We start from the raw sequence: 26,393 nt of genomic DNA, 5'->3' as shown, positions 1-26,393 counted from the left end.
GAAAAGGCCGCCTCAGCGAGCGGCGGTGGATTTTCTTACGCTTTCAATGTAAGCAGTTTAGAACTAACTGCTGAGGTCGCCGTTTTGAAAACGAAACGAATTGAATTCGCAAATACGTTACGCGGCCTAGCGGCACTTTGCGTTGTTATCTCGCATTATTTTGGTGTGTTTTGGGTCAATCAAGCTGCAGTTGGCGATCTCATAAAAGCCCCACCTCTTGACCTTTCGACTATCAACATTCCAAGCTTTATTACACCACTACAACTACACCAATTCTTTAACTGGGGTGCGTTTGGTGTTGCGCTTTTCTTCTTAATAAGTGGCTTCGTAATTCCTTTTTCTCTGAAGAACGGTACCCGTCTTGGCTTTTGTATTAGCCGATCCGTAAGAATTTTACCAACATATGCTGTCGGATTTACCATTTCTATTCTTACTATATGGGCTTCGACGTCCTATTTTAATATTACTTGGCCATTCACTTTTTCAGAAGTAGCAATTCATTATTTCCCCGGCCTGCGCGATATTGTTCAATCTAGGAACATTGACGGGATTATTTGGACGCTCGATATTGAGATGAAATTCTATATTGTATGCGCGTTGATTGCTCCGTTGCTCTCCAAGAGATCAAAGTTGGCATTCGTCGCGCCGCTAGCATTGGCTATCAGTGGGCTGTTTCTGGCGAGAATAATGCCAGAATGGGCAAACACTAGACCTCAACTTTATCTTTCTCTCAGCCCACTCGTTTTCTCTGCGCAGTACATAGTATTCATGTTTGCTGGAACTGCTATTTTCTATATTCACTCTGGACAACTTCCAGAACGCGCAGGCGTGCTAGTTGCGTTAATTATGGTTAGCCTTTTCGCATTGATGTGGGCCTTATGCCCTCCAGTTGTTCCATTCGCGTTGATGTGGAACTATGCATTTGCATTCCTCTTGTTTCTTTTTGCGTTTACATTCCCGAGGTTGTTTTCGTCAAATCGTATCACTGATTTTTTTGCCAGCATAAGCTACCCACTTTATGTCGTGCATGGCGTTGCTGGGTACGCTCTATTGAGAATGCTAATTGTCATTGGTGTTCCATCAACCCTTGCACTCATCATAGTGACCGCGACCGCAATTGCGGTCGCATGGCTGCTTCACAGGTTTGTTGAATGGCCAACTCAAAAATGGAGCGCTGAAATCGGAAAATGGGCTTCCCGTAAAGCAGTATGGGAAAACCGTAATAGCCCCGACGTTGGAGGGAAGGAGATCTCCCCCGTTTGATCACCAGTTCGTTGTTGCCGACTGCGCCCGAATCTGAACGAGGGAACTGCCACCATGTATTCCAGTGTTTTTGCTCATCCCACCGACGTTGGACATCATGTCGTTTGTGGCCCCGCCAACCTATATCCTCCAGGAAAATAGCCAAGTTGCGCGGGGGTAAACATGACCGTGCCGACGCCGGCTGACGGCCACGGAATACGAACAAGTGACCGTACATCGGGTCGCGTTACATCGTCTCCTGTACTATCAGCGACAATCTGGGGAAGCCTATGCGCATATCTCCTACCTTGATTGATCTTCAGTACCGTTCATCTGACCAGACGCGATATTGACGGCCAAATCAACATACTCGTTTGCGACAAGATCCCAAGATCGGGCGCTGAACCTATCGAATAGCGGCTTCTGCAGCGCAATAAGTTCTTCTCTATTGTCCAAAGCCCACAAAATTCGATCTAACATCTCTCGCTGATTGTGTGGGTTAAAGGTCATTTTCTCCAGCAAGTTTTCATCGTCTACTAGCTCTTCTACTACCGGAATGCGGCTCATAACCGAAGGTGTTCCGACAGAGTACGCCTCTGAGAACGTAAATGGAAAGCCGCCTTCAAATTGAGTTGGCGTGACAGAGACGGTCGCAAGCCTATACAACGCTGCCAGAACATGGTTCGGTATAGATGGTAGGGATATCACGTCTCTGCCTAAACCGTACTTATCGATAATATGTTTGAGTCGCGGATTGCCGAGAACTCTTCCGGTCAGCACCAACTTAACCGGCCTGTAGTGCTCCCTTAGAAGCCGCTCGAATACAACAATCAAACTTTCTATATTTTTGTGGGGCCGGACCTGCGATGAATAAAATAGAAAATCTACATCATCAAACCTAAAACCACGCAGGTACTCGGGCAAATCATTGTTCTTGTCATCGATATACTGATGCAAAACTTCAAGAGAGCTTTCCCTTGAACCGTCGCCTTTCTCAATCGATGCAGTATCAACGTAACCGTGCCGTATGACGTGCACGCGATCTGACGGTACGCTATGGCGTTTAACGATATGATTTTGCTTCACATAGTCGCTGTAGCAGATAAGGTGATCGGCGGCTGCAATGCTCTTTGACATGCGACCGAGCATTCTTTCATCCCCAGGCGATAAAAATTGAGCCGGGTGCTCATAAAAGACAATATCCGGAGCAGCCATCAAAACCTTGCCCTGCAAATTGCTTACTTCCGGCCAAAACATGGAAGGAACATACCAGACATCTATATCTCGCCGCTTGTTTAGCTTTTTAACCAAACGGTCCAGTTCAGTCGACCTAACTTTATCCAGCGGCCCTACTGTGCTGACAACATACCCAATCTTGGCTGACAGCCACTTACGCACCTTGTAGAGTTTGCTGCTTTTTATGCGGGGAGCGAGCCGTCTGTAAATTAAGAATGCTGCAACCGCGGTTCCTCCAATCAAGACCGGGATCGCGAAAACGATTGCAAGTAACGCGAAAATAATGCCACCGGCTAAAAAAGTGAAAATGGAAGCACTTGAAAGCCAAGCCACGATGTAGCTAAGTACTCGTGTCAGCAATCTCATTAATCTGTTTTTACGAACAGTTGGCCTGGCCTTTCGTTTGAGCCGCTGAGACAATCTCCAGAACCGAATTAGAAAAGGTTCTCCGTTCGTTGTAACTATGTCGACTTTTCGAGGGTCGATGCCCGCATCTTCAAGCAAAAACTTTATTTCTTTGCGAAGCCAAGCGGGTCCTGCGATCGTAACTGATACCTCTGGGGAGTTGACGGCCCCTCTGACAACGAAGCCAATAAGCCTTGCAATTCCCTCGTGCGGAACGAGTTCACGGGGTGTAAAGCCTAGAATAATGCCCAAATTTTTCATGCTGCTATTCCTTGAAGCATATTCCAGTATTCTTTTGAATAATGTTCCCACGTGTGCTTAGAAAGGCTCTGCTGCGATGGAAGTCCACTCCGCCAGTTTTCGACATCTTTCTCCATGTCACGCAGAGCTTCTGCCATTTCTTTGACAGAACTTGCGTTAAAGAACTTCATCGGGATAGAGAAGCGCTCGCCGATATATCTCATCTGAGGATATCCGCTGGATAATGCTGGACATTTAAACCACGCAGCTTCTGCTACAGCAAAAGTGCCATTATCTATCAATGTCGGATGCCACATAAATTGAGCGCTTGATACCAATGAAGCGTACTGGTCGTCTGACACTTCACCCAAGAATTCGACCATTTCGGACAGGTCTTTATGCGTTTCTAATACTTTTCTGGCATCTGTGATGTGCTTATTACCGCTGAGCCAGTCCGGTAGCTCTTGTTCCGGGTCCAGCCATCCAGTATTGGGGCCAACTATCTTTATCTTAAAACTGCCGCCTAAACGACCATAATATCTCTCAAGCGCTTCGAACGCTCTTACATGGTTCTTATGTGGCGTGGGGTTAGTCGGCCAAATGATGTGATCTTGCGGGTTAAGGTTAGTGTAATCGACCTCCGGGAATGCCGTTGGATCAAAATCCATAGGAGCCAGATGAACTTTTGATGCAGGGACACCGACAAACGAAACTGCATCCTTCTTCGTTTGGGGGGTTGTTGTGACGACAGCATCCGCGTTTCTGACAGTATATAAAAACGACATATCGATGGTGCCCCACCCTTCTTTTGGAAAGATGCCAGGTACATAGCGCTGGATATAGTCTGTCGCAAAAACTACATACGGTCGAACTGGAGCTATAGGCTTTGTAAGACGATCAGAAACAATAAACCACAAGTCAGATTTCATGAAGTTATCAACGCCATCATTTGGCATATAATACTTTTCATGATTGAGCTTTCTCTGTCGCCCTTGAATAACATTCGAAAAGTTTACCTCTTCGGCGGAAACTTCACTCCAACTAAATTCGCGAACATCAACACCTAATTTATAAACGTCATTGAACTCCGAAAGAAGATCATACGCCCCTTCCAACACCGCAATCCGAACGCCGCAATTATAGTTACTGCCAACCCGGATCATTTTAGCGATGGTTTTCGTCACCCTCAGTGAACCGCCACGATAAGCAATAGGAAGAAAGATAGTTATATGATCCAGCACTTGACACAATCCATGACACGAAAATGAGCCAGACCTATAGCAATCTGGCTCACTCATTACAATCGTCATGCGCTAACCGCATCCATCCCCTATCTTACGGATTATTATATGCAACGTTGTTCTTGAGTAGACCGCCAGCGACATTGATCAGGCCCGCGCCTGGATCGCCACCTGTTGCATTGCCAACTGTAATCCCGCCAGGAATGCGTGTTGGGTTAGCCCCTGCTGATCCTGTGTCAGAACCCACGATGATTGCTCCTTGAGGGTTAGCTACGATGGTGCGTGGCGTGGTTACCGATGTAAAATCGCAACCAACCTCCCGATAAGTATTCCCATTCGCCACGTTCACACCGGCTGTAAGATGATCAAAAAACACTGTCGTAAGGCGAAGCTTCCCAGCTTCGGAATACACGCCGCCTTGCGAACAATAGGAGATACTTGAATTATCCACTCTGAAATCGGTATTATTCGCCGTGGCTTGAATACCCCATCCCACCCCGGAAGCAGGGGTTGTTAGCGTCGGCCCCGTCGGGTCAAGCCCAGACCGTTCAAAGAATGTGTCATGAATTTTGTGCCCGAAACCGTAAGTGTCGAGATAAAGTTCCCCTCCTCCATCAGCCCCCAAAAAGCTTTCATGTAGTCTGAATGCCTGCACCGGCTCACTCGCGGTACCTAGCAAAGCAATGCCAAAGCCACTGTTCGCAAAGGTTCGGAAGCGAGACCAGTCGCCCAATAGAAGCCCACTAGCCCCCGGAATTGACTGTACGAATGCACCACGCCCGCCGTTCGCCTGGCTAAGAACGTCATCAATATACCATTGACAAGCGGCATGACCGGCTGTGTTCAATATGATGAGACCGTCTCCGAGATTATTCGAAAGGAATATTTCTTCCAGTTTTGAATAACCCGTCGAGCGCAGCGTCATGCCGATATAATTCGCGACTGCGTTCATTCTCTTGATACTCGACATGGCAAGATCACCTAGCGCGGTTATGCCATTCCCACCATTGGTCGGTGTTACTGCATGCGCGACCGTGAAGCCGTCGATATTGATGCCTTCAAGGCCAGCGGCAATCTCAATGACGGGATTAGCCGCGCTGTAGCTCAGAAGTCGTGTAATGCCGGGCGCATATCCCTTCAGCATCCGATAGCTTGAGCCGATAACTACTTTTGAAGATATTCGAAAATCACCTTCTCCCAACTCGACATATTTCTTGGAAGACAAAGCGGCATTAATGGCGGCTGTGCTGTCTGCAACCCCTGTCGGATCGTATGTTCCATAACGGGCAGGATTGGCGATATTTCCAATAGTGATCCGTAGAGCATCGTTGGGTGCATTGGTTACGTTAGCTTCCGAAACCAGCTTGACATCATATCCGCTTCCGTCCGGTTTAACGGTCAAAACCTTATTCGCATCACCACTCGTCAACTCTGGCAAATTTACCCCAGCCGCAGCCGCCTCGGCCCGCGCAGCAGCATCTTCAGCGGCGGCAAGAATGGCTTCAGCGTTCCCATAGGACAGCAAACGCAGCTCAGTTCCGGTATCAATACAGAGCAGCGCCATGCCAGGGATGAGATAGCCCGGTACAATCGGCTGGTTGATATTGGTAACCAGATCGCGATTGATCGCGCCTGATACAGTCACAGGCCCGGTGTTCTCCTGAGTGACGTTCAGGATGTAAAGAACCTGATACGCAGCCGTAGGGATGGCAACAGAAGCCGAAACAATGATTTCGTTCGGAGTTCCTTCATTCGCATTATTGAGCTTAATCACTCGATTGTCAGGGAAGTTTTCGCTCCCCTCTGTCAGCGCCTTCAGCGTGTCGCGGATATCCGGCTTGTAGGGTTCGAAAGGTCCCGACGCGGGAACCCCATCAGTTACGAAATCGCGGTAAATCTCGTCAATCGTGCGAACGGTCATGCGAATGCTCCATGGCAAAACGCCCCGCCAAGGCAGGGTGTGAATTTCTCAAGTTGTCGGAAAAACCTGATCCGTCTGAAAAGAAAGAACCGTCTGAAAAAGGTCTTGCTGCTATCTTCGTTGCCGTCGATTCAGGCGCGGTTGGACACCGCGTACCCTCGACGGATATGCGTTGGCTTTTCATTGGATTTCCTAAGAAAGAGCCCGCTTTGAGCGGGCGGTTATTGTGAAAGATGACGATAAATGGCCACGGCATGGGGCATGTATTGCCATCGGATTCCGTGATCCTGTGGGTGGAAACAGCAGGGCGGACAATACGGTAGCTTCAGAGCGCCGGCCTCATGCAGTTTATCGTGCAGCCGCCAATGCTCTCTCCATCCGCCGCCGTCGACCGGTTCGCTTTCGATGTAAGCTCCAAATGCGGCCCGAATTTCAGGCGTAATCTCGAAATCCATTCGATCAGATCGCCGGTTGTATCGTTTACGAACCGGCATTAGGGCAGCCCAAGCTTGCGGACGCCCCAGCAATCGGGACCATGAATATCGACGACCTGACGGCCCAGGGCGCGCCAAGCCTGTTCTGCCATCTCACGAGGCGGCGGCTCGTGGTCGACCGTAATCCCGGCGTGATGTAGATCCGAAAACATATCGATGCCGGTCTCGAGATATTCCTCCCAAATGTCGAAGACGAACGCAGTGCGCCTTCTGTCGGCTTTGCGACGCACTGGCATCAGCGGCGGCTCCCGTAATCAGCCGTGCGAGGTGCGCGCGGCGTTTCTGGCGATTCCACACCGTCAAGGGCAAGCTCGCGAATGAGGCGAGCAAAACCGATGCGGGAGTCACGCTCGATTGCGACTTCTGGCCGGGCTTTCGGCTGGTCGAAACGATCAAGATACGTCAGCCCTTGCGCGTCGATGACTTCGCGGGCCGCAACGGCTCGGTCCCATGCCTCGGCAGCAAGGGTGAGCAATTTGACGTGATGCGGTTCTAGATCGAAGTCCTCTGTTACCGATTTGAACCAAGTTTGCGTCGATTTTTGCAAATGTTTGGGCGGCTTAAGTGCCGCATTGGTGGGGTTTTTCGGCATTCAGCCTCCAAAAATTTATTTGAACCGGGGCAACACGTGTATGCGTTGTGGTGCCCACCCGCTCCTAGAGCGAGCGGCTTCCAGACTTCGGTTCCCCCCATAGGGTGGGTGGGTCACTCGATGGGGTAGCCGTCCGCGCCAAATCGGATGACCTTCTCTCCGCGCTCTTCGCGCTGCTTGATCCGATCATGACAGGGCTTGCACAAGGACATGAGATTGTCAGCGTCCCAGAAGAGATCCTCGCTCCCTCTATGCGGGGTGCGATGATCACAAATCGTGGCAGGCTCCACGTCGCCAACCTCAAGGCAATAAACGCACAAGGGCGACTGCATCAGATGCCGCTCACGCATCTTGAGCCATCGCGACCGCTTATAAAGGTGCTGCCAAGCTGCGCTTTCACCTCTACTCATGTCGATCCGAAGACCCTCTCGGCTTCGGCCAAGACGGCGGGATCGATGATCCGCACCGATGTTGCGCGAGGGCTATTGCGGCCGTCCGGCACGGCATCATAGCGAACGGTATCGCCGACCTTCGGCGTGTTGCCGTCGATGACAGAGCGATGAAAGAACACGTTGCACGGCTCGGCGGCGATGAAGCCGTAGCCATTGAGAAAGGTGATAACTCTACCGATTGGCATCTACCACACCTTCGGGATCGCCAAAGAGGGCTGTGTATGCGTCCACTGCTGCGTTGACGACCGCGGGATACAGCGTACCGCTCCTGCGGAAAAACACGCGTTCGGTCTGCTCTCGCTGTTTCCGTGCCGCATTAACATCGATGGTAGGTGCCCAGACCTTCCATTCTCCGTTAATTGCTCTTGCGAGGATGCAGCCATTCAATCCGAAATCGTCTGTAACAAAGCTGAAGACAGCATGACCGATGCTTCCCGCCTTGGTTGGTTTTAACCGACGGGCTGTCATCGAAGTGATCTTGATCATTGAAACTCCTGATTTACACACAGAAGAAAAGAGGCTGGTTTCCCAGCCTCTTAGATTATCGCTTAGCCAGATTGCTTTACGCGCAGCAGACGCAATGCCTTGATGTCCGCAATGCAGCCGCCAACCCGCTTGGCAAAGTAGAACTTGGTCCACCCCGGCTTGGTGACATTGTCTCGCACGACGCTAATACCGGTTCGATCGGTGATGAGGTAACCGCGCTTGAAATTGCCGAATGAGATCGGCGTCGCGTCGGCTGCAACGTCAGGCATGGATTCATCAATCACGACGGGATAACCTAGGATCGTTGCCGGCTGCCCAACGATCAAGCTTGGCTGCCAGATGTACGTGCCATCTGCCAGCTTCATTTTCCTGACTTTGCCAGCTGTCGCGCTATTCATTAGGAACGCAGCGCCTTGGCGATACGGGGCCGCCAAGTTGTAAACCACGTCAATCAAGCCGTCTGGCGTGATGTCAGCGGCAGCGCCGGTTTCCACTTCGCCAATGGTGCCCAGCGGATGAGGCGAAGCAGCGGTATAAGTGAGCAAACCCCTCGGCTTATTGACGCCGTCTCCCGAAATGAACGCCTGCCCTTCCTGGAGTGCAATTTCAGTAGTGACGTTGTCACGCAACCAAGCGTCGAGCTCGAATGCGGCATCATCGAGAAGCCAGTTCGTCGCAAAAGGATAAGCGAAAACTTCACCTGAAGGTGGCACAATGTCTGCAAGGTTCGGCGTGTCGGTTTCGGTGCGCTCACCCTCTTCGCCAACCCAACCAGTGGTCGTGCCACGTGTGCCGATCAGCGTATGATAATCTCTGGTGGAAGTCTGGACGACCCGCGCGATGGAACGCATTGGGCTGATCGAGACGAGCTGATCATGGATGGTGCTATCGACCTCTTTCGGAACTGTATAGCCGCCATCGGGGCCGTTCGAACCTGTCATTTCTGCGCGCGCGCCACGCATGAAATCACGCATTGCCTTGAAATCTGCACTTTGCGCAAGATTAGGCTTATCGATTGCGCCCGGTCGATGCGCACCAGCCGTCTGAAGGGCAGCAATACGCTGCGCCTGCTCGTCGAGGGCTGCGTTATGATCTGCTTTGAATGACTCGAATGCTCGACCCTGATCTTCGATAAGGGTCTGAATTTCGGTAAAATCCATTATAGTGTCCTGTTAAATCATTGCTTGTGGGGTGATGGGATGGTGTAGACGACCGGCAACGTTGCGATAAATTTCGTTCACATTGACAAAAGCTGAACTGGAGAGTGTCGATCCCTCATCGATGAGAGCTTCGGAAACGAAACTAGCAGGCACGATGTGCGCAGCTTCACGCTCTGGCGTTGCCATCAGTACGGTCAAATCATCGGTGAATAGTTGCCCTGGGAGACGCCTTTCATTCCCGCTATCCGAGAAAGAAAGCGCCAATCTGCACGCGCGGCCAGCGGTAAAGCCAAGTTTAATTAACGAAGCTGCGATTGCGGCTTGCAGTGCAGTTTCAAACGGAATTGCCCGGGGATTGGACCGCCCGTCTGCATCACGGCCCCCGCTGCCGATTGGTAAAAGTCCACGGTCGAACCAGCCGCGCAACGTCGTTTCACCGACGCCTGCTGCGGTGGCGACCGCAGTAAGTCCATAGGTTTTCATTTTAATCCTTGAATTGGCGTCGGTGCGCCGTTGCTTTTTAAGAGGCAAAGAAAAGGGACGCCGAAGCGTCCCTTCCTATTCAAGGGGTCTGAAAAGAGCCCGAAACGGTCGTCAGGCTGCAATTTTTTCAGAATATTTTTGCAGGGCAGCCAGAACCAGTCGTTTGCCGTTATGCGCGGTCGGCTCTTTTCCTGCGGCAGCAGCTACTTCCGAGAATGAATCGGCCACAAGCATGGTTTCGACCACCAGCTTGTCGGTGGCGGGAAGGCCGATAAGGAAATCAGCCGCCGTGTTGGCGCGGTATATCTCAGCCATTTCAGCCATTGCCGGTGCTGTCGTCTTTCCTTCTCCGACGCCCTTCATGTCGGAAATGCACAAACGGCCATAGTCGGTTGGTTTATATGACGCTACGCCCGGTGAATACCGCTGAAAACGACGATGGCCGATGACATAACTATCTTCCAAGACCCCGCGAAGAACGGGACCGCGTTTAAGGGCTATATAGGAGGCCAGCCCCGCCATTTGGAGCGCCTGTTTCTCGGCTTCCTGATCGTGGTCAAGCTCCCGCTCGGTCAAAATACCATCGCGGTATTTCGCCTTCTGACGCCGACCGTCATCGTTTTGATAGAACATCGGCGCACCTTCACCATGGCCGATAAACAACCCGGTGAATTTGCCACGAACCCGTCCGCCAACCCAAGTGAAGGACTTATCCCTCGAATGACGATTGTGATACCGGACGCCAATTGCCTGACCTCGTTTATAAGCACGCAGCATTTTTGGGATGGAAGGCGTCATCGAAGACTGATTGTGTTTGCGTTCCAGCCCCCAAGCGCGGTCTCTGTCCTCGACGTCTGGATCCGCCAGATTGTCATTTGCGGCAATCAGTGGCGGGCGCATCAATTCCCGCAGGCGATAGAAAGCCTTGCCTATCGTAGGGTCGTGCTTCTCAAGCGCACGCGCAATGCGGTCAGGTGTGGAAAGTTGGCCAGTGCTTGCCGTTCTCTCGGCCATGCGAAGGGCATGGGCAGCGATTGCGTCTGTGGTGGCCTTGAGGCTGGCTTCGACTTGGCGCCGTTGTGCGGCCCTGCATGGCACGCTACGGGCGGTCTTGCGGGCAGGGCGGTTGTCATTGACGGGGTGTGGAACCGTGATGGAACGCGGGCGGATAGCGGCGCGAGGTGGCTCGCTGGTTTCGTAGCGGGGTGCGCTGTCCGGTGCACCGCCGAGACGGCGAGCGGTTAGCTCATTGACGTAGCAGCTTGGCGCGACTTCAATCATTACCGCACGACGCTGCTCTTCTTCCTCCGGCAGCAGCTTATAGAAGGCATCCCAAGAAAGCCGCTTGCCTCGGAGTACACCATCTTCAAGGTCGGTTACTGCTCCGCGATGGGCAGTAAACGGCTTGCGGAATGGCACGGACTTGTCGGACATTGCGAACCGCAAAGCCCGCGATGCCCGGATGCGGCGGCTGTTGGCATCAAGCTGCATGGCTGGTCTCTTGGTTATCATTGCCTGGCTTGAGGTCAGGGCGTTGGCGGTACAGCTCGGACCAGCTGATGCGCTTGCCACGATGGATGCGGGTGGCGGATTCGGTGGTTTCGTTTTCGGTCATGCCGATACTCCTTCAAAGCTGCCGTCCGATCCGATGATGAAACGCGCCCCAATAAGGTCAGATGGTTGGTCAATCGTGATGTTCGTGGCGATAGACAACCGCTCTAACTGGCGCTGTCCGTCGGATTGTCGCTCTGCACAATCGGACTCGGTGACTACCGTGATGATGTCGCCGGAGCCGTCCTTATGTTCGATATGAATTGCGAGGATGGTGTCGGCGCCACTGCGGATAAGGTGCGCGTCTTTCACTTCAACTTCCCTGCCTGCGCGCGCCATGCCGCCCGCAAGGGCGCGCATGTGCGATGCGCTGGTGGGATTATTAGTTCCGCTTTGCGGACTAATAATAGGTTTGGGGGACATCATGTCCCCTCTACGGACTGTAGGGGGGACATCGGTGTCTATGTCAGGTGTCGTTAATGTCCCCTCTACGGATGACACCGATGTCCCCCCTAGCGCAGGAACGCGACAGTCTAAAACAGGCAAGCCGTCATTGGCCTTGCGAACCTTGTCCGCCCCGCGAAACCACCAGTTCACCCCGTAGCGAGTAGACGCGCGTCCGATCGGTTCGCGAACAATGAAAATTCGGCCACTCTGTAGCAGCACCCTTTTGACGCGCTGAACGGTTTTGACGCTAATTGGAACCCGGTCCACGATGAAGGTTCGCGCGCATTCCGCATATCCCGCCTTTCGATTGTATGCGGCGCAGATTTTTTGAAGCACGCGCAATGCAGCGGAGGACAGCGTGCTGTCTTCGTTGGCGTCTTCGAGGAACGCTGCCTTTTCATAGGCATATGGGCGAAGTGGCTTAAGCTTCGCCATTAGAGGCCCCCGGCGATGGATAGGCCGGTGCCTCAAAATCCTTCAGACGCCGTGCACCGCGCGCTTCTTCCCAACGGAGATCAAACTCTTTCCCCCATTCCCGATGCTCGTCTGCGCGCTCCCATAGGCAGCGATAGACCGAACGGCGATCATCCGTAAAATCTATTCGCTCGATGAGTTTGGCGGATAAAAGGTTTTGAAGGGCGCGCGAGACTGTGCGTCGGCACGATCCCGTACGCCTTTCGAATTCCTTGTGCGATAGCCGACATTCGCCATGCAGCAGGCATTCATTGACGATGGACTGCGCAATTCTATCTGCAGTGCGCGAGTGTGTGAGGCGAAGCGCTGCGCCCATAAATAATATTGCGCGTTCGATCTGATCTTCAGGTACGTCTTTTAACGAGTCGTATTGCATCAATCCTCCAATCGGGGAGAGCGGGCGCGCGTCGGCCCGTTGCGCGGGCGATGGCGCATGCGGTTTGGTTTGTTGTGGTGTGGTTAGGCTGCTCGGGCGGCTATCTTGTCCTGAACCCATGCGACCACTTCGGCGCGGACGAACGCGACACGTCGCTCTCCCATGGGCACGGCAGTCGGAAACCGGCCTTCAGCTCGATATCGATTGATCATCGTTCGGCTCAAACTGGTGAGCTTGGCGGCGTCGTTCAGCGAAATCAGGATTGGTATGTTATCGTTGTGATGGTGCATAGAAACTCCTCCGCGCGGGACGGAATCCGGGCGCGTAAATCTCATGGTGAAATTGAAGTTGAGATAGTGTTTCGGCCCGCTGGCCTGGTTGTTTGTTGGTCGCGAACGACCGGCTTGCGCGCTAAGGCGCCGGCGGCTTCTGCCGCAAGATGCCGGGCGAACCCGACTCTTAAGATTGGCCGGGTACCAACCGGCTAGTGATGGGCACCACCCCATCAAACACGAGGAGTCGAAATAATCGACATTTTCGAACATAGACGTTTTGGACGAAAAAGTCAAGCATAAAATCTACATGGGCTATTATTTAGATGGTGCGGCACAATATGTTGACCATTCGTTCAATAGCTCACGGCGTCGATCAAACAAATCAGAACGCGCATATGCGCGTTCGACTGCGCTTCCCGACTGGTGTGCAAGACAAGCCTCGGCGACATAATCGTCCTTTACATTCTCCTGACACCACGTCCTAAAGCTGGCCCGACAGCCATGCACTGTATAGTCACTGCCGCCAGCCGACTTAAGCGCTTTCGCCAACGTCATATCCGACAGCGGTGCGTTTTTCTTCATGCCTGGGAAAACAAGATCGTTAAGCGCCTGCTTTTTCATGTCCGTAACGATGGCAAGCGCCGCATCAGAAAGGGGAACACGATGAGGACGGCCCATTTTCATCCTCTCCGGGGGCAGGGACCAGACAGCCGCATCGAGATCGAACTCGCTCCATACCGCGCCGCGGACCTCACCAGATCGTGCCGCCGTGAGGATCGCGAACTGGAGAGCAGCGGAACCCATACCAGTAACGGCGCGCAGCTTCATCATGAATGCCGGCAATTCCTGCCAGGGCATTGAGGCGTGGTTGCCCTTGCGTAGTCTGTCGGGCGTCGGCAGAGCCCGCGCCAGATGATCGCCCCACTCGGCAGGATTGTCACCAGATCGAAGTCCCTCCGTCTTGGCTGCGTCGAGGATGACCTTTATGCGCTCGCGAAATTTCGACGCGGTTTCGTTTTTCTCCGCCCAGATCGGCTTGACGACGCGTAAAACGTCCTCTGTGCTAATGTCGCCAATCGGTATCATGCGGATGGCCTTCGCATGGGTCTTCATAGCCGCCCGCCACGACGCCTCGGTTTTATCGGATCTCCATTTCCGAGCCGCAACCATCGTATCAATGAACTCATCGGCAAATTTTCCGAAACTCACTGGCTTCTTAACGACCCTGCGTTCAGGCAACTCCTTGAACGGATCACCGCCATTGGCAATAATTTCTCGGATCGCGTCAGCTTTCTTTCGCGCGGCAGCAAGCGTTACGGGACCATAAGCGCCTAATCCCATCTCGCGTCGTCGACCATGCTTGATGTAAATAAACACCCATGATCGTGATGATCCAGTCTTCGCTCGATGCAACCATAAGCCGTCTCCATCACGCAGTTTCGCTTTATCGCTATTGTCTATTTCTTTGACAGTGAGCAGGTTTCGCGCCATGGGGAGTCGAACTCTCTTTCCTAATTTCATTCCTAATCTTGGTCGGTTGCTAGAGCGGACAATCCAAAACGTCCATTAGGGAAACTCGCATACAAGGCTTTGAAATAACAAGGGAAAGTGTGTACTCGTTATTTCAGAAAAGTCAATATGGACGCAGTTATGGCGCCTGTCGGGTGCGCCATTTATTTCAATATCGCCGTTAGCCATGCTGCTCATTTGGGGCAACATATGCCCGTGTTGCAGCCGCTATTGACGACGTGGTAAAGATATCCAATCCGGCTGCGCCATACGCCTTTTGCATCGAATATTACTCGAAGCGTACCGAAGACCGGGAAAGACAAAATATTTCATTGCTTCAACTGCGTTGGTGTGCCCCTTTGGAGAACCGTTATGCTGAGAAATTTATCGGTCGCGGCGATCAGTATTCTGATGCTCGCAAGCTTCGAGCATTCAGCGTCTGGCGCCTCTATCGGCGCGGGCAACCCCTATCCTGTCAGCGAATATACATGCGAGGATGGCACGCATCTGGCAGTGCGTCTTTTCGGTGACCGTGCTTCGGTATCCGTCAACGGGGCCGCTACTGTCGATCTGCCCGCCATGGGGGAAGAAGGAACAATCTATTCGAACGGCAAGCAGACACTGACCATCGTGCAAGGACGTCTATCCTGGGGCGTTGGCCGAGCTGTGCCGTCCGTATGCACCGGCGGTTGAGCATGTCGTTTCGCTGCGCTTTCTTAAGCCTATTCTGAACAGCTTCACCCTTTCTTGAAAAGACATTGTGCAAGCTCCTTAGAACCATCTATTGATGATGACGGGGGAGAAATCATAACGAGTCGGCAATTCGCAATGACGATTGTGAATCTTCCCTTTGCAAGGGCTGAACCGGAAGACCAATTCTGGAACCAGTCAAACTAAAATGGGAGGACTTGGAATGCGCGTTTTAAAGCGTATCGCTGTGGCAGCTTCGATTGTGGGGATTGTGGCCACGACGGGCGGTTTGGCAATTGGCACTGCAAATGCCGACGAGCCGCTGAAACTTGTAATCGGAACAGAAGGCGCATATCCGCCGTTCAATTTCACCAATCCTGATGGCTCGTTGTCGGGTTTTGATGTCGATATCGCAAGAGCGCTCTGCGAGGAAATGAAAGCCGAGTGTACTTTCATCACACAGGAATGGGATGGCACCATTCCGGCACTTCAGGCCGGAAAGTTCGACGCTTATGTTTCTTCCATGTCGATTACGGACGAGCGCAAGAAGCAGGTCGACTTCTCCAACAAATACTACAACACACCTCCCGGCATCGCAGTCCCCAAGGATAGCGATATCAAGGGTGTGACCAAGGAAGATCTCGCAGGCAAGACGATCGGTGTTCAGGTGTCTACGACACACGCAAATTATGCTGAACACGCTTTCACCGACAGCACGATCAAGGCTTATCCGACTGCCGAAGAATATCGGCTCGATATGGCCAATGGCCGGCTCGATGCAGTCAACGACGACAGCGTAACGCTGAGCGAGTGGCTGAAGACGCCAGATGGCGCTTGCTGCAAGATGGTCGGCACTTATCCGTCGGATGACAATATCCATGGCGTCGGCGTCGGCGTTGCCTTGAAGAAAGGCCGTCCTGAACTGGTCGAAAAGTTCAATAATGCCATCAAGGCAATCCGCGCGAACGGGAAGTACAAGGAAGTCAACGACAAATACTTCGATTTCGACGCTTACGGCGCGGAAAACTGATCGCGCGGTACGAAAACGCCGGTGGAGTACCTGAATTTTACAGCGCCGCCTGAGTTGGGCGGCGTTGTTGTTGGAAATGGCCTGCTCGCATAGACGCACAATCTCAAAAACGAATAGTTCGACAGCAAACATAAGATCTTCACAACATACGCAATAGATTGTCGATATAATTAGGAGGCAATTGTTGGCGTTGAGAATTTCTCCGCCAGCAAGGACAATGTTTGATCTTCCAACGCAAGGGAGGTCATAATGCATCGAATACTGTGTCTGACAGTTCCGGTTTTCGTGCTTGTTGCAATTTCATTATTTGAGGGGCGGGAAATATCCGCGTTATCCTACTCGGCATCAAACGGCTGTATTTGCGACAAGAACCGCCAGCCGGTTTCGACCTGTCTGGATATCTGTCAGTGGACGAACTGAGATTATTTGAACAATGTAACAGGCACGGGAGTTCAAATGCGGCCAGACAATCTCGACATTCGTGCGGTTGAAGCCACAGATGCCGAAGGGCTCACCAGTCTGCCAAACATGCCGGGATTTCGGTTCGGTACATTACGCACCCCGTCCCAACGCCTCGATATGACGAAGAAATGGCTGGAGTCGCTCGGTCCGGAAGCAACGGTGATCGTTGCGACGGTCAATGAGGAGATTGTCGGAAACGCTGGCTTGCTGCGACACAGAGGACGACGGAGCCATGCGGCAGATATCATATTGGGCATACTTGATGATCATGCGGGTAGGGTATCGGCGCAGCTCTGATGAGCGAGCTGATCGATGTCGCCGACAACTGGCTCGGTCTGAAGCGACTTGAACTGACCGTTTATGTCGATAATGCCGCCGCAATCCGGCTCTATGAGAAGTTCGGTTTCGTTTCGGAAGGTCTTCGAAAAAAAGATGCGTTCAGAGCCGGTGAGTTTATCGACTCACTGGCAATGGCCAGGCTCAATTTCTGAAGTATTTCTCTCGAAAGTGAGAGCCGTTTGTGGAGCCTGTAGGCTGATCACTGGACGTCCGAACCGTCTCCGAGCGCGAGTTGTTCTTCATCAACAGCTCAGTTCGAAACAAACGTTGCATTTTCGCCACAATGCGTTGCATAGATGCAACGGTATTGGGTAGCATGGTTAACATGAACACGGCGAGTCTGACGGCGGACATGAACAGCGAGACACAATCATCGCAAGGTGGCGAAGGGCGCAGGCTTCTGGCGCTTCCGGGCATTATCACTGTTGTTTCAGCGCTTATTACTGCGTCGGCTTCCTTTGCCATTCTGATTGGCATCACGCCTATCACGCCGGACCGGACCGTCACGCTGACATTGGTCATCATCAATGTCGCGCTGATCCTGTTCCTTATTCTGCTGATCTGCCGCGAAGTCTATCGCATCATCATGGCGCGGCGGCTTGGAAAAGCCGCTTCGCGCCTGCATGTCCGTATCGTAGCGCTGTTTTCTCTAATCGCGGCGGTACCCGCTATCGTGGTCGCCATTGTGGCCTCAGTAACGCTCAATCTCGGTCTGGATCGCTGGTTCGATACCAATACACGCGATATTGTGAGTTCATCGCAGAGCCTGACGACCGCGTATATTCGCGAAACCGCACTCAATCTGCAAAGCACGTCCTATTCGATGTTGCAGGATCTGGACGGGCAACGCACTGTTTACAGTCTCGATCGCCAAAGATTTATTGATACGATGACGCTGCAGGCACGCGGTCGCGGTCTGCTTGGCGCGTTTCTGGTGCGCGAAAACGGTGATGTGGTCGTAAAGAGCAACACCGGTGTTGAAGGCCATTTGCCTCCACCGACGGAAGATGCATTGAAAACGGCTCTGGACGGCAAGCCGGTTATCATTCCTCCAGGAAACAGTAATTTCGTCGGCGCCATCATCAAGATGCGCGAGATACCTGATGTCTATCTTTATACTGTTCGGGCTGTGGATTCGCAGATTATCGACGCCATGCGTCTGATGGAAGCCAACACCCAGCGCTATCAGGAGATGGATGCGAACCGCATTCCGACACAGATCGCGTTCGCACTGCTCTATTTCGGCCTGACGCTGATTGTCCTGCTTTCGGCGATCTGGACCGGTATTGCCGTCGCTGACCGGCTGGTGCGCCCAATCCGACTGCTGATCGGAGCGTCGGATGACGTGGCGGCGGGCAATCTCGACGTCTCGGTGCCTGTGCGGACTTCGGATGGTGACGTTGGTGCTTTGTCCGGTACTTTCAACAACATGGTCGCGGAACTTAAGAGCCAGCGTAACGAACTGATTTCAGCCAAGGACCAGATCGACGAGCGCCGCCGGTTCTCCGAAGCCGTGCTGTCGGGAGTGACGGCAGGCGTCATCAGTATCGAGACCGATGGCTGTATCTCCATTCTGAACCGTTCCGCGGAGCATATGTTCGGGGTCACATCGGAAGACGCGGTCGGCAAGAACCTTACCAGTATCGCGCCTGAGATCGGGCAGGCTTTCGAGGTTGCACGTTCAACTGGACGCGCGGTGCATCGCGAACAGGTCAGTATGACCCGCGGCGGCGTGGCCCGCACCTTCAATGTGCAGGTGACTGTCGAAGATACGGAATCCGAAGATCATTCCTATGTGGTGACGGTGGATGACATCACCGATCTGGTGCAGGCGCAGCGCTCATCGGCCTGGGCGGATGTTGCACGCCGCATTGCGCATGAGATCAAGAATCCGCTCACGCCAATCCAGCTTTCCGCAGAACGCATTCGTCGCCGTTACGGCAAGGTGATTACCGAGGATCGCGAAGTTTTCGACCAGTGCACGGATACGATCATTCGCCAGGTGGGCGATATCGGGCGCATGGTCGATGAATTTTCGGCTTTTGCCCGCATGCCAAAGCCGGAAATGCGTCTCATGGATATGCGCGAGGCATTGCGCGAAGCCTCCTTCCTGATTGAAGTCAGCCGCAGCGATATCCGGTTCCAGAATGATTTTGGGACAGAAAAGCTGGTTGGTTCCTTTGACAGCCGCCTGATCGGGCAGGCGTTTGGCAATGTCATCAAGAATGCCAGCGAAGCCATTGACGGACTTCCGAAAGAAGATCGCGATGAGGGACACATTCTCATTCGTTCCTATCAGGCGGACGGGCATCTGGTTGTCGATATCATCGACAATGGCAAGGGCTTGCCGGGTGACGATCGCCAGAAGCTGCTCGAACCTTACATGACGACGCGGGAGAAAGGCACTGGTCTTGGTCTCGCGATTGTCCGCAAGATCGTTGAGGATCATGGCGGGCATCTGGAATTGCATGATGCGCCTCCGGACTTCCATGGGGGACGGGGCGCGATGATACGTATGGTCTTTCCGCAAGCGCCTGCCGACGAGGTGGGCGTGAGCACGGAAAATGACGAGAAGAACATAGCTGGACAGGTGATTTGATATGGCTGCCGATATTCTTGTAGTTGATGACGAAACGGATATCCGGGAACTTGTTGCAGGCATTCTGAGCGATGAAGGCCATGAGACACGCACGGCTTTCGACGCGGACAGCGCTCTTGCGGCGATCAATGATCGCGTTCCCCGACTGGTCTTTCTGGACATCTGGCTGCAGGGCAGTCGTCTGGACGGCTTGGCGCTGCTCGATGAAATCAAGAAGCAGCATCCAGACCTGCCGGTGGTGATGATTTCCGGTCATGGCAACATCGAAACAGCGGTGTCGGCGATCCGGCGCGGTGCCTACGACTTCATCGAAAAGCCGTTTAAAGCCGACCGCCTCATTCTCGTCGCGGAACGGGCGCTCGAAACTTCGAAGTTGAAGCGCGAAGTCTCGAACCTGCGCAAGCGTACCGGCGGCCATCTTGAACTGATCGGCGCCTCACTGGCAATGAACCAGTTACGCCAGACGATCGAGCGCGTCGCGCCGACCAACAGCCGCATCATGATCACGGGACCGTCAGGCGCGGGCAAGGAACTTGTTGCGCGTGCAATCCATGCGCAGTCGAGCCGTGCCGACGGGCCGTTTGTGACGGTCAATGCGGCGAACATCACGCCGGAGCGCATGGAGATCGAGCTTTTTGGCACGGAGATGGACGGCGGCGAGCGCAAGGTTGGTGCTCTGGAAGAAGCCCATAGCGGTATCCTCTATCTCGATGAAGTGGCGGATATGCCGCGCGAGACGCAGAACAAGATTCTGCGCGTACTTGTCGACCAGCAGTTCGAACGCGTCGGCGGCACCAAGCGTGTGAAGGTGGATGTGCGCATCATCTCCTCTACGGCGCAGAATCTAGAGGGTATGATTGCGGAAGGCACGTTCCGCGAGGATCTGTTCCACCGTCTTTCGGTGGTTCCGGTGCAGGTGCCGCCGCTGGCTGCCCGGCGCGAGGATATTCCATCCCTGGTCGATTACTTCATGAAGCAGATTGCCGAACAGGCAGGTATCAAGCCACGCAAGATCGGCCCGGATGCCATGGCTGTTCTGCAGGCGCATAGCTGGCCGGGCAATCTTCGCCAGCTTCGCAACAATGTCGAACGCCTGATGATTCTGGCGCGTGGCGACGATCCCGAAGCGCCAGTGACGGCCGATCTTCTGCCGGCTGAAATCGGCGACACGCTGCCGCGTGCGCCGACGGAGTCGGACCAGCACATCATGGCGCTCCCGTTGCGCGAGGCGCGCGAGCGTTTCGAGAAAGAATATCTGATTGCGCAGATCAACCGCTTCGGTGGCAATATTTCGCGTACGGCGGAGTTCGTTGGCATGGAGCGTTCGGCGCTGCATCGCAAACTGAAATCTCTGGGCGTATAAGCAGTTAGAGCGCTCCAGCTAAAGCGGAGACGCTGGAGCCGCTCTAAATATTAGTTTCTGTCGCATTATCCTACGCAAAACCGCTTCGCACTTTTGCTGGAAATGCTCTAATTGTCTCAAACGGAGCGGTCATGCGGGTAATCGTTTGCGGAGCAGGGCAGGTCGGATACGGCATCGCCGAGCGGCTTGCCGCCGAAGAAAATGATGTCTCCGTCATCGACACATCGGCACGCCACATCGAAATCGTGCGCGACACGCTCGATGTGCGCGGCTTTGTCGGCCACGGTTCGCAGCCTGATGTGCTTGCCGCCGCAGGCGCCGATGAAGCGGATATGATCATCGCTGTCACCTTGTCCGACGAGGTCAATATGGTGGCCTGTCAGGTGGCGCATTCTGTCTTCAACGTGCCGACCAAGATTGCCCGTATTCGCGCCCAGTCCTATCTCAAGGCCGAATATCAGGATTTGTTCCTGCGCGAAAACCTGCCAATCGACGTCATCATCTCGCCAGAGCTGGAGGTAGGCGAGGTTGTTCTGCGACGTATCGCGTTGCAGGGTGCAACAGACGTGCTGCGCTTTGCCGATGACAAGATCATCGGTCTCGCTATCGAATGCCTTGAGGAATGCCCGGTCATCAATACGCCGCTGAAACAGCTCACCGATCTGTTTCCCGATCTCGCAGCGACCGTCGTCGGTGTGGTGCGCAACGACAGCCTGTTCATCCCGCGTTCTTCCGACGAGCTGAACGCGGGAGATCTGGCCTATGTCGTGACCACGCGTGAGCAGGTCCGTCGCACATTGGGTCTGTTCGGGCATGAAAAGCCGGAAGCCAGCCGCATCGTTATCGCAGGTGGCGGCAATATCGGTCTCTACGTGGCCAAGGCCATCGAGGATCGCAAGTGGCATACGCGCGTCAAGATGATCGAAAGCGAACACGACCGCGCATTCGCGATTGCAGATCAGCTAAAGCGCACCATGGTCTTGCACGGCAGCGCGCTGGACCAGAATATTTTACAGGAAGCTGATATTCAGGATGCCGATCTGATGGTCGCGCTGACCAATCAGGATCAGGTCAATATTCTGTCAAGCATCATGGCAAAACGCCTGGGTTGCAAGTCCAATATGGCTCTTCTGAATACAGTCGCCTATCAGGATTTCACCCATATGGTGGGGATCGACGCCTATATAAATCCGAAGGCTGTCACGATCTCAAAAATCCTCCAGCATGTGCGTCGCGGACGCATTCGTGCGGTCTACAGCGTCTATCGCGACATGGCTGAACTGATCGAGGCCGAAGCCCTTGAGACCTCCTCACTCGTGGGGGCACCGTTGCGTGATCTCGACCTGCCTGAAGGCCTGCGAATCGGTGCGATCTATCGTGACGGGCAGGTGATCCGCCCAAATGGCGATGTGCGGATCAAGCCCAGGGATCGCGTCGTCATTTTCGCAACATCTGACGCGGTAAAACATGTGGAACAGATGTTCCGCGTCAGTCTGGAGTTCTTCTGATCACAACTTTGTGTTAGCTTCAGCCGGGGTTAAGGCTTAGGGGCTGACATGGATATCTGTACGTTCTGGTACGGCTCGCGTTTACGCGAGGTCGATTGCGTTTGTCTTGCATCAATGGTTATGACCGGTCAAAGGGTAAAGCTCTTTGCTTACGCTTCGATCGAGAACGTACCACCGGGCGTCGAGCTGCACGATGCTGGCAGTATCCTACCTGAAACGACATTCAAACGGCTTGACCCGAACTATCCGAATTTCAGCTCCAAACGGACTATCGTTCAGTTCAGCGATATTTTCCGTGTCATGCTGATGAAATATCAGCAGGGCGTTTGGCTGGATACGGATGTCTATCTGCTAAGGCAGTTTCATCCCGATCCGAGCAAACCATATCTCGCGCGAGAGAATCGTTTTCGGGTCGGCGTGTCCGCGCTCTATCTTCCGCACGATCATCCGATTATTCGTGAATTTGAGACCTACATATCGGCTAGCTACCCCCTGCCTAACTGGCTGGGCGTGCGCAGAGGAAAATTACGTCCAATTTACTATCGCCTGATCGGCAAGGAAGTAACGCCTGCCTCGATCGGCATCACTGTCTTTGGTAATGACGGTATTTCGCGCCTAGCCCGCAAATACGGGATTTTCAAAAATGCAGCGCCGCAGGAAAACTTCTACTATTGGGTCGGGAAGGATGCCACGCGCATCTATGATCCAGCCTATGGCCTGGAGCCGATCAACCATCCTGATTTTATAGGCTTTCATATACATAAAAAGCACAAGGAAGTTGTTTCGCTCCAGCCCGGAAGTTTTTACATGTGGGCATTGGATAGGGTGCAACCCTTACTTGAATCGCAGCAAAAAGAAGAGCTTGCCATTACAGGCTGAGAGCTTGATGCGATCTTGCCCGCCAGGAATTGCTGATACACTAATGAAATTGACGGTTGCGCAAAGATTCCCATCCTGTTAACCGAAGCTAAATAGCGAAGCAGTTGTCTTTCCACAGCAATTGCGGTCGAGTACCGGTTTTGCACGCTCCGGTGCTTGATTTATGTGCATGCGCGTGTTCGTTTAACACATCGCGAGCTGGCTGCTGATCGATTAAAGGAATAAAAACAATGGCTGAACGATCGCAAAATCTACAAGACCTTTTTCTGAATTCTGTACGCAAGCAGAAAATCTCACTGACGATTTTTCTTATCAATGGCGTGAAACTGACCGGCATTGTAACGTCGTTCGATAATTTCTGTGTGCTTCTGCGCCGTGACGGTCATTCGCAGCTTGTTTACAAGCATGCGATTTCGACGATCATGCCAAGCCAGCCTGTGCAGATGTTCGAAGGCGAAGAAGCCTGACGCTTTCCGATTTTCGCTGGGGCGTGACGATTCATGTCGTCTCGCTCCAGTTTTTTGTTTCTGCTTGATGATGACCGGACACGCACGGCTTGTCCGGTTCGTCATGTTTAAACAATCCGGGGCGTCTTTCATTTGAAACAGCTTTGGCGGTGACTTATCTGCAATGTCAGATAGTGCATTGATCTGATCAATTCAGATTGAATGCGCCTTCACAGTTTCCGCGTCCCGGAGTGCATATACTTGTCCAAATTCAAGGATAAAAAGCCGACATCTGCCGATGCAGATAAAGGTTTTGAAATTTCAGAACCTGAACCCACCAGGGCTGCCGTCATCGTTCCCGTCTTGCCGGAGCGATACAATGCCGGTGCGACCGCTGACGAGGGCGCGCGCTCGCAGTTTCAGCGTTCGAATGAGGCACGCCTTGAGGAAGCCGTAGGGCTTGCCAGGGCGATCAATCTCGACATCGAGCATGCCGAAATCGTCATTGTTGCCAATCCGCGACCTGCGACCTTGCTTGGCGCGGGAAAAGTGGAGGCCATTGCCGAAACTGTCAACGAAAAGGCCATTGGGCTGGTCATCGTCGATCATGCGCTGACGCCGGTGCAGCAGCGCAATCTGGAAAAGGAATGGAACGTCAAGGTCATCGACCGTACGGGGCTCATTCTCGAAATTTTCGGCGAGCGTGCGAACACCAAGGAAGGTGCCTTGCAGGTCGAACTGGCGCATCTGAATTATCAGAAGGGCCGCCTGGTCAGAAGCTGGACCCACCTTGAGCGCCAGCGCGGTGGTGGCGGATTCCTCGGTGGCCCCGGTGAAACGCAGATCGAAGCCGACCGACGCCTGTTGCAGGACAAGATCCTGAAGATCAAGCGTGAGCTTGAAACGGTCGTGCGCACCCGCACGCTGCATCGCCAGAAGCGGCGCAAGGTGCCGCATCCGATTGTTGCACTCGTCGGCTACACCAATGCGGGAAAGTCTACGCTTTTCAATCGCATGACCGGTGCGGAAGTGCTTGCCGAAGACATGCTCTTCGCCACGCTCGATCCGACATTGCGCCGCATTCGCCTTCCGCATGGCGAAACCGTGATCCTGTCGGATACGGTTGGTTTCATCTCAAACCTGCCGCACCATCTCGTCGCTGCATTTCGCGCTACGCTTGAGGAAGTGGTCGAGGCTGACTTGATTCTGCATGTCCGCGACATTTCCGATCCGGACAATGCCGCGCAGGCGGAAGACGTGGAAAGCATTCTTGCGGGGCTGGGTATAGAGCCACAGGACCGCAAGCGTGTCGTCGAAATCTGGAACAAGATCGACAACCTTGACGAAAGTGGGCGGGAAGCTGCCCTGCGCCTTGCCGCAGCCGGTAGCGAGGAGGGGCGTCCGATCCCTCTCTCAGCCATTACCGGTGAAGGCGTTGACAGGTTGCTTTCGCTTATCGAAACGCGAATAGCGGGTTCGCTCGGTTCGGTCGATGTGTTGCTGTCTCCCTTCGAGCTTCATCTTCTCGATTGGATTTACCAGCATGGCAGCAATGTCGAACGCGAGAATCTGGAAGACGGCTCCGTGCGCATCAAGGCCCGACTGACCGAAGTAGCCCGCAAAACGCTGGACGAGAAGCGCGGCATTCGGCCCGAAAAGCCGGAGTCGGACTGGGAGTAAAACGCGGAGTGCTGCGCCACTTGCGGAACAGGGGCGCAACGCCCTATGTATGGAACACTCACGATTCAAAACTATTCACTTCGCCATAAATATATCCAGAGGCCCATAATGAGAGATCCGATCGAAACCGTCATGAACCTCGTCCCGATGGTGGTTGAGCAGACCAACCGTGGCGAACGGGCCTATGATATTTTCTCGCGCCTTCTCAAGGAGCGCATCATCTTCGTGAACGGACCGGTTGAAGACGGAATGTCGATGCTGGTCTGCGCACAGCTTCTCTTTCTCGAAGCGGAAAACCCGAAGAAAGAGATCAACATGTACATCAATTCGCCCGGCGGCGTCGTAACCTCCGGCATGGCGATCTATGACACGATGCAGTTCATTCGTCCGCCGGTATCCACGCTTTGCATGGGCCAGGCTGCTTCGATGGGCTCGCTGCTTCTGACCGCCGGTGCGACCGGCCAGCGTTATGCGCTGCCGAATGCCCGTATCATGGTTCACCAGCCATCGGGCGGGTTCCAGGGGCAGGCATCGGATATCGAACGTCACGCGCAGGATATCATCAAGATGAAGCGCCGCCTGAACGAGGTCTACGTCAAGCACACAGGCCGCGATTACGAGACGATCGAACGCACGCTGGACCGCGACCATTTCATGACCGCGCAGGAAGCGCTCGAATTCGGCCTTATCGACAAGGTGGTTGAATCGCGCGACGTCGGCGCGGACGAATCGAAGTAAGAGCCGGAATCTCCGGCTCGCACCTGATTTTAGCGCCCTTTGCCACAAAAGGGGCCTAATTCTTGCTCCTACGTG

At 53.5% G+C, this 26,393-nt stretch carries 27 protein-coding genes and 2 pseudogenes; 13 read left to right on the top strand and 16 right to left on the bottom strand.

The features are described 5' to 3' along the window. The first annotated feature begins 84 nt into the window (after positions 1-84). A complete protein-coding gene (locus ACYSN1_RS01480; RefSeq protein ID WP_461724113.1) occupies positions 85-1,263 on the top strand; it encodes an acyltransferase family protein in 1,179 nt (392 codons plus the stop codon). A 282-nt stretch (positions 1,264-1,545) separates the two neighbouring features. Here the strand turns inward: ACYSN1_RS01480 and ACYSN1_RS01475 are convergent, their stop codons facing one another. The 3 genes from ACYSN1_RS01475 to ACYSN1_RS01465 form a co-directional block, all read right to left on the bottom strand. Further along, a complete protein-coding gene (locus ACYSN1_RS01475; RefSeq protein WP_461724112.1) occupies positions 1,546-3,144 on the bottom strand; it encodes a glycosyltransferase in 1,599 nt (532 codons plus the stop codon). Then, positions 3,141-4,364: a glycosyltransferase family protein gene (locus tag ACYSN1_RS01470; protein ID WP_461724111.1), complete on the bottom strand. Its 1,224-nt coding sequence runs from the start codon at positions 4,362-4,364 to the stop codon at positions 3,141-3,143. The genes ACYSN1_RS01475 and ACYSN1_RS01470 overlap by 4 nt, the downstream gene beginning before the upstream one ends. A 94-nt stretch (positions 4,365-4,458) precedes the next feature. Next, positions 4,459-6,285: a hypothetical protein gene (locus ACYSN1_RS01465; protein ID WP_461724110.1), complete on the bottom strand. Its 1,827-nt coding sequence runs from the start codon at positions 6,283-6,285 to the stop codon at positions 4,459-4,461. Between the two features lie 11 nt (positions 6,286-6,296). Between ACYSN1_RS01465 and ACYSN1_RS01460 the strand changes: the two genes are divergently transcribed. Further along, a complete protein-coding gene (locus tag ACYSN1_RS01460) occupies positions 6,297-6,515 on the top strand; it encodes a hypothetical protein (RefSeq protein WP_461724109.1) in 219 nt (72 codons plus the stop codon). Between the two features lie 263 nt (positions 6,516-6,778). Here ACYSN1_RS01460 and ACYSN1_RS01455 read toward each other — a convergent pair whose 3' ends face one another. From ACYSN1_RS01455 to ACYSN1_RS01395, 13 genes are all read right to left on the bottom strand, one after another. Next, a complete protein-coding gene (locus ACYSN1_RS01455; protein ID WP_461724108.1) occupies positions 6,779-7,015 on the bottom strand; it encodes a hypothetical protein in 237 nt (78 codons plus the stop codon). Beyond that, a complete protein-coding gene (locus ACYSN1_RS01450) occupies positions 7,015-7,371 on the bottom strand; it encodes a P27 family phage terminase small subunit (protein WP_461724107.1) in 357 nt (118 codons plus the stop codon). Before ACYSN1_RS01450 ends, ACYSN1_RS01455 begins: the two co-directional genes overlap by 1 nt. A 113-nt stretch (positions 7,372-7,484) precedes the next feature. Further along, positions 7,485-7,721 (bottom strand): HNH endonuclease signature motif containing protein, encoded by a 237-nt coding sequence (locus ACYSN1_RS01445; RefSeq protein ID WP_461724106.1) that lies wholly within the window; start codon positions 7,719-7,721, stop codon positions 7,485-7,487. A 56-nt stretch (positions 7,722-7,777) separates the two neighbouring features. After that, positions 7,778-8,008, bottom strand: a complete 231-nt coding sequence (locus tag ACYSN1_RS01440) for a cold-shock protein (protein ID WP_461724105.1) — start codon at positions 8,006-8,008, stop codon at positions 7,778-7,780. Next, positions 7,995-8,309: a hypothetical protein gene (locus tag ACYSN1_RS01435; protein ID WP_461724104.1), complete on the bottom strand. Its 315-nt coding sequence runs from the start codon at positions 8,307-8,309 to the stop codon at positions 7,995-7,997. The genes ACYSN1_RS01440 and ACYSN1_RS01435 overlap by 14 nt, the downstream gene beginning before the upstream one ends. 62 nt (positions 8,310-8,371) lie before the next feature. After that, positions 8,372-9,469 carry a phage major capsid protein gene (locus tag ACYSN1_RS01430; RefSeq protein WP_461724103.1) on the bottom strand — a complete coding sequence of 366 codons (1,098 nt, stop codon included), beginning with the start codon at positions 9,467-9,469 and terminating at the stop codon, positions 8,372-8,374. A gap of 12 nt (positions 9,470-9,481) precedes the next feature. Beyond that, positions 9,482-9,952 (bottom strand): hypothetical protein, encoded by a 471-nt coding sequence (locus tag ACYSN1_RS01425; RefSeq protein WP_461724102.1) that lies wholly within the window; start codon positions 9,950-9,952, stop codon positions 9,482-9,484. Positions 9,953-10,063: 111 nt separating this feature from the next. Then, positions 10,064-11,443, bottom strand: a complete 1,380-nt coding sequence (locus ACYSN1_RS01420; protein ID WP_461724101.1) for a hypothetical protein — start codon at positions 11,441-11,443, stop codon at positions 10,064-10,066. Continuing rightward, positions 11,433-11,567, bottom strand: a complete 135-nt coding sequence (locus tag ACYSN1_RS01415) for a hypothetical protein (RefSeq protein WP_461724100.1) — start codon at positions 11,565-11,567, stop codon at positions 11,433-11,435. The genes ACYSN1_RS01420 and ACYSN1_RS01415 overlap by 11 nt, the downstream gene beginning before the upstream one ends. After that, the gene (locus ACYSN1_RS01410) at positions 11,564-12,385 is read right to left on the bottom strand and encodes a hypothetical protein (RefSeq protein ID WP_461724099.1); all 822 of its coding nucleotides are present in this window, start codon (positions 12,383-12,385) and stop codon (positions 11,564-11,566) included. The genes ACYSN1_RS01415 and ACYSN1_RS01410 overlap by 4 nt, the downstream gene beginning before the upstream one ends. Further along, positions 12,372-12,800: a MarR family transcriptional regulator gene (locus tag ACYSN1_RS01405; RefSeq protein WP_461724098.1), complete on the bottom strand. Its 429-nt coding sequence runs from the start codon at positions 12,798-12,800 to the stop codon at positions 12,372-12,374. Before ACYSN1_RS01405 ends, ACYSN1_RS01410 begins: the two co-directional genes overlap by 14 nt. An 83-nt stretch (positions 12,801-12,883) precedes the next feature. Continuing rightward, the gene (locus ACYSN1_RS01400) at positions 12,884-13,090 is read right to left on the bottom strand and encodes a helix-turn-helix transcriptional regulator (protein WP_461724097.1); all 207 of its coding nucleotides are present in this window, start codon (positions 13,088-13,090) and stop codon (positions 12,884-12,886) included. Positions 13,091-13,390: 300 nt separating this feature from the next. Next, a complete protein-coding gene (locus tag ACYSN1_RS01395; protein ID WP_461724096.1) occupies positions 13,391-14,566 on the bottom strand; it encodes a tyrosine-type recombinase/integrase in 1,176 nt (391 codons plus the stop codon). 390 nt (positions 14,567-14,956) lie between these two features. On the opposite strand from ACYSN1_RS01395, the gene ACYSN1_RS01390 reads away from it, so the two are divergent. The 11 genes and pseudogenes from ACYSN1_RS01390 (at position 14,957) to clpP (ending at position 26,318) form a co-directional block, all read left to right on the top strand. Further along, positions 14,957-15,277 carry a hypothetical protein gene (locus tag ACYSN1_RS01390; RefSeq protein ID WP_461724095.1) on the top strand — a complete coding sequence of 107 codons (321 nt, stop codon included), beginning with the start codon at positions 14,957-14,959 and terminating at the stop codon, positions 15,275-15,277. 220 nt (positions 15,278-15,497) lie between these two features. After that, positions 15,498-16,304: an ABC transporter substrate-binding protein gene (locus ACYSN1_RS01385; protein ID WP_235894828.1), complete on the top strand. Its 807-nt coding sequence runs from the start codon at positions 15,498-15,500 to the stop codon at positions 16,302-16,304. A gap of 456 nt (positions 16,305-16,760) precedes the next feature. Then, positions 16,761-17,257 (top strand): annotated as a pseudogene (locus ACYSN1_RS01380) (GNAT family N-acetyltransferase). 131 nt (positions 17,258-17,388) lie between these two features. Continuing rightward, entirely contained in the window at positions 17,389-19,704 is a 2,316-nt protein-coding gene (locus ACYSN1_RS01375; RefSeq protein WP_461724094.1) for a sensor histidine kinase NtrY-like, read from the top strand. 1 nt (position 19,705) lies between these two features. Beyond that, positions 19,706-21,067, top strand: coding sequence for a nitrogen assimilation response regulator NtrX (ntrX, locus tag ACYSN1_RS01370; RefSeq protein ID WP_461724093.1), 1,362 nt, complete (start codon positions 19,706-19,708; stop codon positions 21,065-21,067). Positions 21,068-21,198: 131 nt separating this feature from the next. After that, a complete protein-coding gene (gene trkA, locus ACYSN1_RS01365; RefSeq protein WP_461724092.1) occupies positions 21,199-22,575 on the top strand; it encodes a Trk system potassium transporter TrkA in 1,377 nt (458 codons plus the stop codon). Positions 22,576-22,623: 48 nt separating this feature from the next. Further along, positions 22,624-23,454 carry a glycosyltransferase family 32 protein gene (locus ACYSN1_RS01360; protein WP_461724091.1) on the top strand — a complete coding sequence of 277 codons (831 nt, stop codon included), beginning with the start codon at positions 22,624-22,626 and terminating at the stop codon, positions 23,452-23,454. Positions 23,455-23,496: 42 nt separating this feature from the next. After that, positions 23,497-23,679, top strand: a pseudogene (locus ACYSN1_RS01355) (hypothetical protein); the annotation flags it as partial. 5 nt (positions 23,680-23,684) lie between these two features. Then, positions 23,685-23,921, top strand: coding sequence for an RNA chaperone Hfq (gene hfq / locus ACYSN1_RS01350; RefSeq protein WP_002964239.1), 237 nt, complete (start codon positions 23,685-23,687; stop codon positions 23,919-23,921). A gap of 240 nt (positions 23,922-24,161) precedes the next feature. Next, positions 24,162-25,580: a GTPase HflX gene (gene hflX, locus ACYSN1_RS01345; protein ID WP_461724090.1), complete on the top strand. Its 1,419-nt coding sequence runs from the start codon at positions 24,162-24,164 to the stop codon at positions 25,578-25,580. A 108-nt stretch (positions 25,581-25,688) separates the two neighbouring features. After that, entirely contained in the window at positions 25,689-26,318 is a 630-nt protein-coding gene (gene clpP, locus ACYSN1_RS01340) for an ATP-dependent Clp endopeptidase proteolytic subunit ClpP (RefSeq protein WP_104757392.1), read from the top strand. The last annotated feature ends 75 nt before the right edge of the window (positions 26,319-26,393 follow it).

This window comes from Brucella sp. LJL56, from assembly GCF_054871705.1.
Note: the sequence above shows the minus strand (reverse complement) of the source record. Positions and strands in the feature narration are given on the sequence as shown.

Coding starts and splice junctions, on each gene's coding strand:
- ACYSN1_RS01475 (WP_461724112.1), bottom strand. CDS start 3,144: ATGAAAAATTTGGGCATTATTCTAGGCTTTACACCCCGTGAACTCGTT.
- ACYSN1_RS01465 (WP_461724110.1), bottom strand. CDS start 6,285: ATGACCGTTCGCACGATTGACGAGATTTACCGCGATTTCGTAACTGAT.
- ACYSN1_RS01460 (WP_461724109.1), top strand. CDS start 6,297: ATGGCAAAACGCCCCGCCAAGGCAGGGTGTGAATTTCTCAAGTTGTCG.
- ACYSN1_RS01455 (WP_461724108.1), bottom strand. CDS start 7,015: ATGCCAGTGCGTCGCAAAGCCGACAGAAGGCGCACTGCGTTCGTCTTC.
- ACYSN1_RS01450 (WP_461724107.1), bottom strand. CDS start 7,371: ATGCCGAAAAACCCCACCAATGCGGCACTTAAGCCGCCCAAACATTTG.
- ACYSN1_RS01445 (WP_461724106.1), bottom strand. CDS start 7,721: ATGCGTGAGCGGCATCTGATGCAGTCGCCCTTGTGCGTTTATTGCCTT.
- ACYSN1_RS01440 (WP_461724105.1), bottom strand. CDS start 8,008: ATGCCAATCGGTAGAGTTATCACCTTTCTCAATGGCTACGGCTTCATC.
- ACYSN1_RS01435 (WP_461724104.1), bottom strand. CDS start 8,309: ATGATCAAGATCACTTCGATGACAGCCCGTCGGTTAAAACCAACCAAG.
- ACYSN1_RS01430 (WP_461724103.1), bottom strand. CDS start 9,469: ATGGATTTTACCGAAATTCAGACCCTTATCGAAGATCAGGGTCGAGCA.
- ACYSN1_RS01425 (WP_461724102.1), bottom strand. CDS start 9,952: ATGAAAACCTATGGACTTACTGCGGTCGCCACCGCAGCAGGCGTCGGT.
- ACYSN1_RS01420 (WP_461724101.1), bottom strand. CDS start 11,443: ATGCAGCTTGATGCCAACAGCCGCCGCATCCGGGCATCGCGGGCTTTG.
- ACYSN1_RS01415 (WP_461724100.1), bottom strand. CDS start 11,567: ATGACCGAAAACGAAACCACCGAATCCGCCACCCGCATCCATCGTGGC.
- ACYSN1_RS01410 (WP_461724099.1), bottom strand. CDS start 12,385: ATGGCGAAGCTTAAGCCACTTCGCCCATATGCCTATGAAAAGGCAGCG.
- ACYSN1_RS01405 (WP_461724098.1), bottom strand. CDS start 12,800: ATGCAATACGACTCGTTAAAAGACGTACCTGAAGATCAGATCGAACGC.
- ACYSN1_RS01400 (WP_461724097.1), bottom strand. CDS start 13,090: ATGCACCATCACAACGATAACATACCAATCCTGATTTCGCTGAACGAC.
- ACYSN1_RS01395 (WP_461724096.1), bottom strand. CDS start 14,566: ATGGCGCGAAACCTGCTCACTGTCAAAGAAATAGACAATAGCGATAAA.
- ACYSN1_RS01390 (WP_461724095.1), top strand. CDS start 14,957: ATGCTGAGAAATTTATCGGTCGCGGCGATCAGTATTCTGATGCTCGCA.
- ACYSN1_RS01385 (WP_235894828.1), top strand. CDS start 15,498: ATGCGCGTTTTAAAGCGTATCGCTGTGGCAGCTTCGATTGTGGGGATT.
- ACYSN1_RS01375 (WP_461724094.1), top strand. CDS start 17,389: ATGCGTTGCATAGATGCAACGGTATTGGGTAGCATGGTTAACATGAAC.
- ntrX (WP_461724093.1), top strand. CDS start 19,706: ATGGCTGCCGATATTCTTGTAGTTGATGACGAAACGGATATCCGGGAA.
- trkA (WP_461724092.1), top strand. CDS start 21,199: ATGCGGGTAATCGTTTGCGGAGCAGGGCAGGTCGGATACGGCATCGCC.
- ACYSN1_RS01360 (WP_461724091.1), top strand. CDS start 22,624: ATGGATATCTGTACGTTCTGGTACGGCTCGCGTTTACGCGAGGTCGAT.
- hfq (WP_002964239.1), top strand. CDS start 23,685: ATGGCTGAACGATCGCAAAATCTACAAGACCTTTTTCTGAATTCTGTA.
- clpP (WP_104757392.1), top strand. CDS start 25,689: ATGAGAGATCCGATCGAAACCGTCATGAACCTCGTCCCGATGGTGGTT.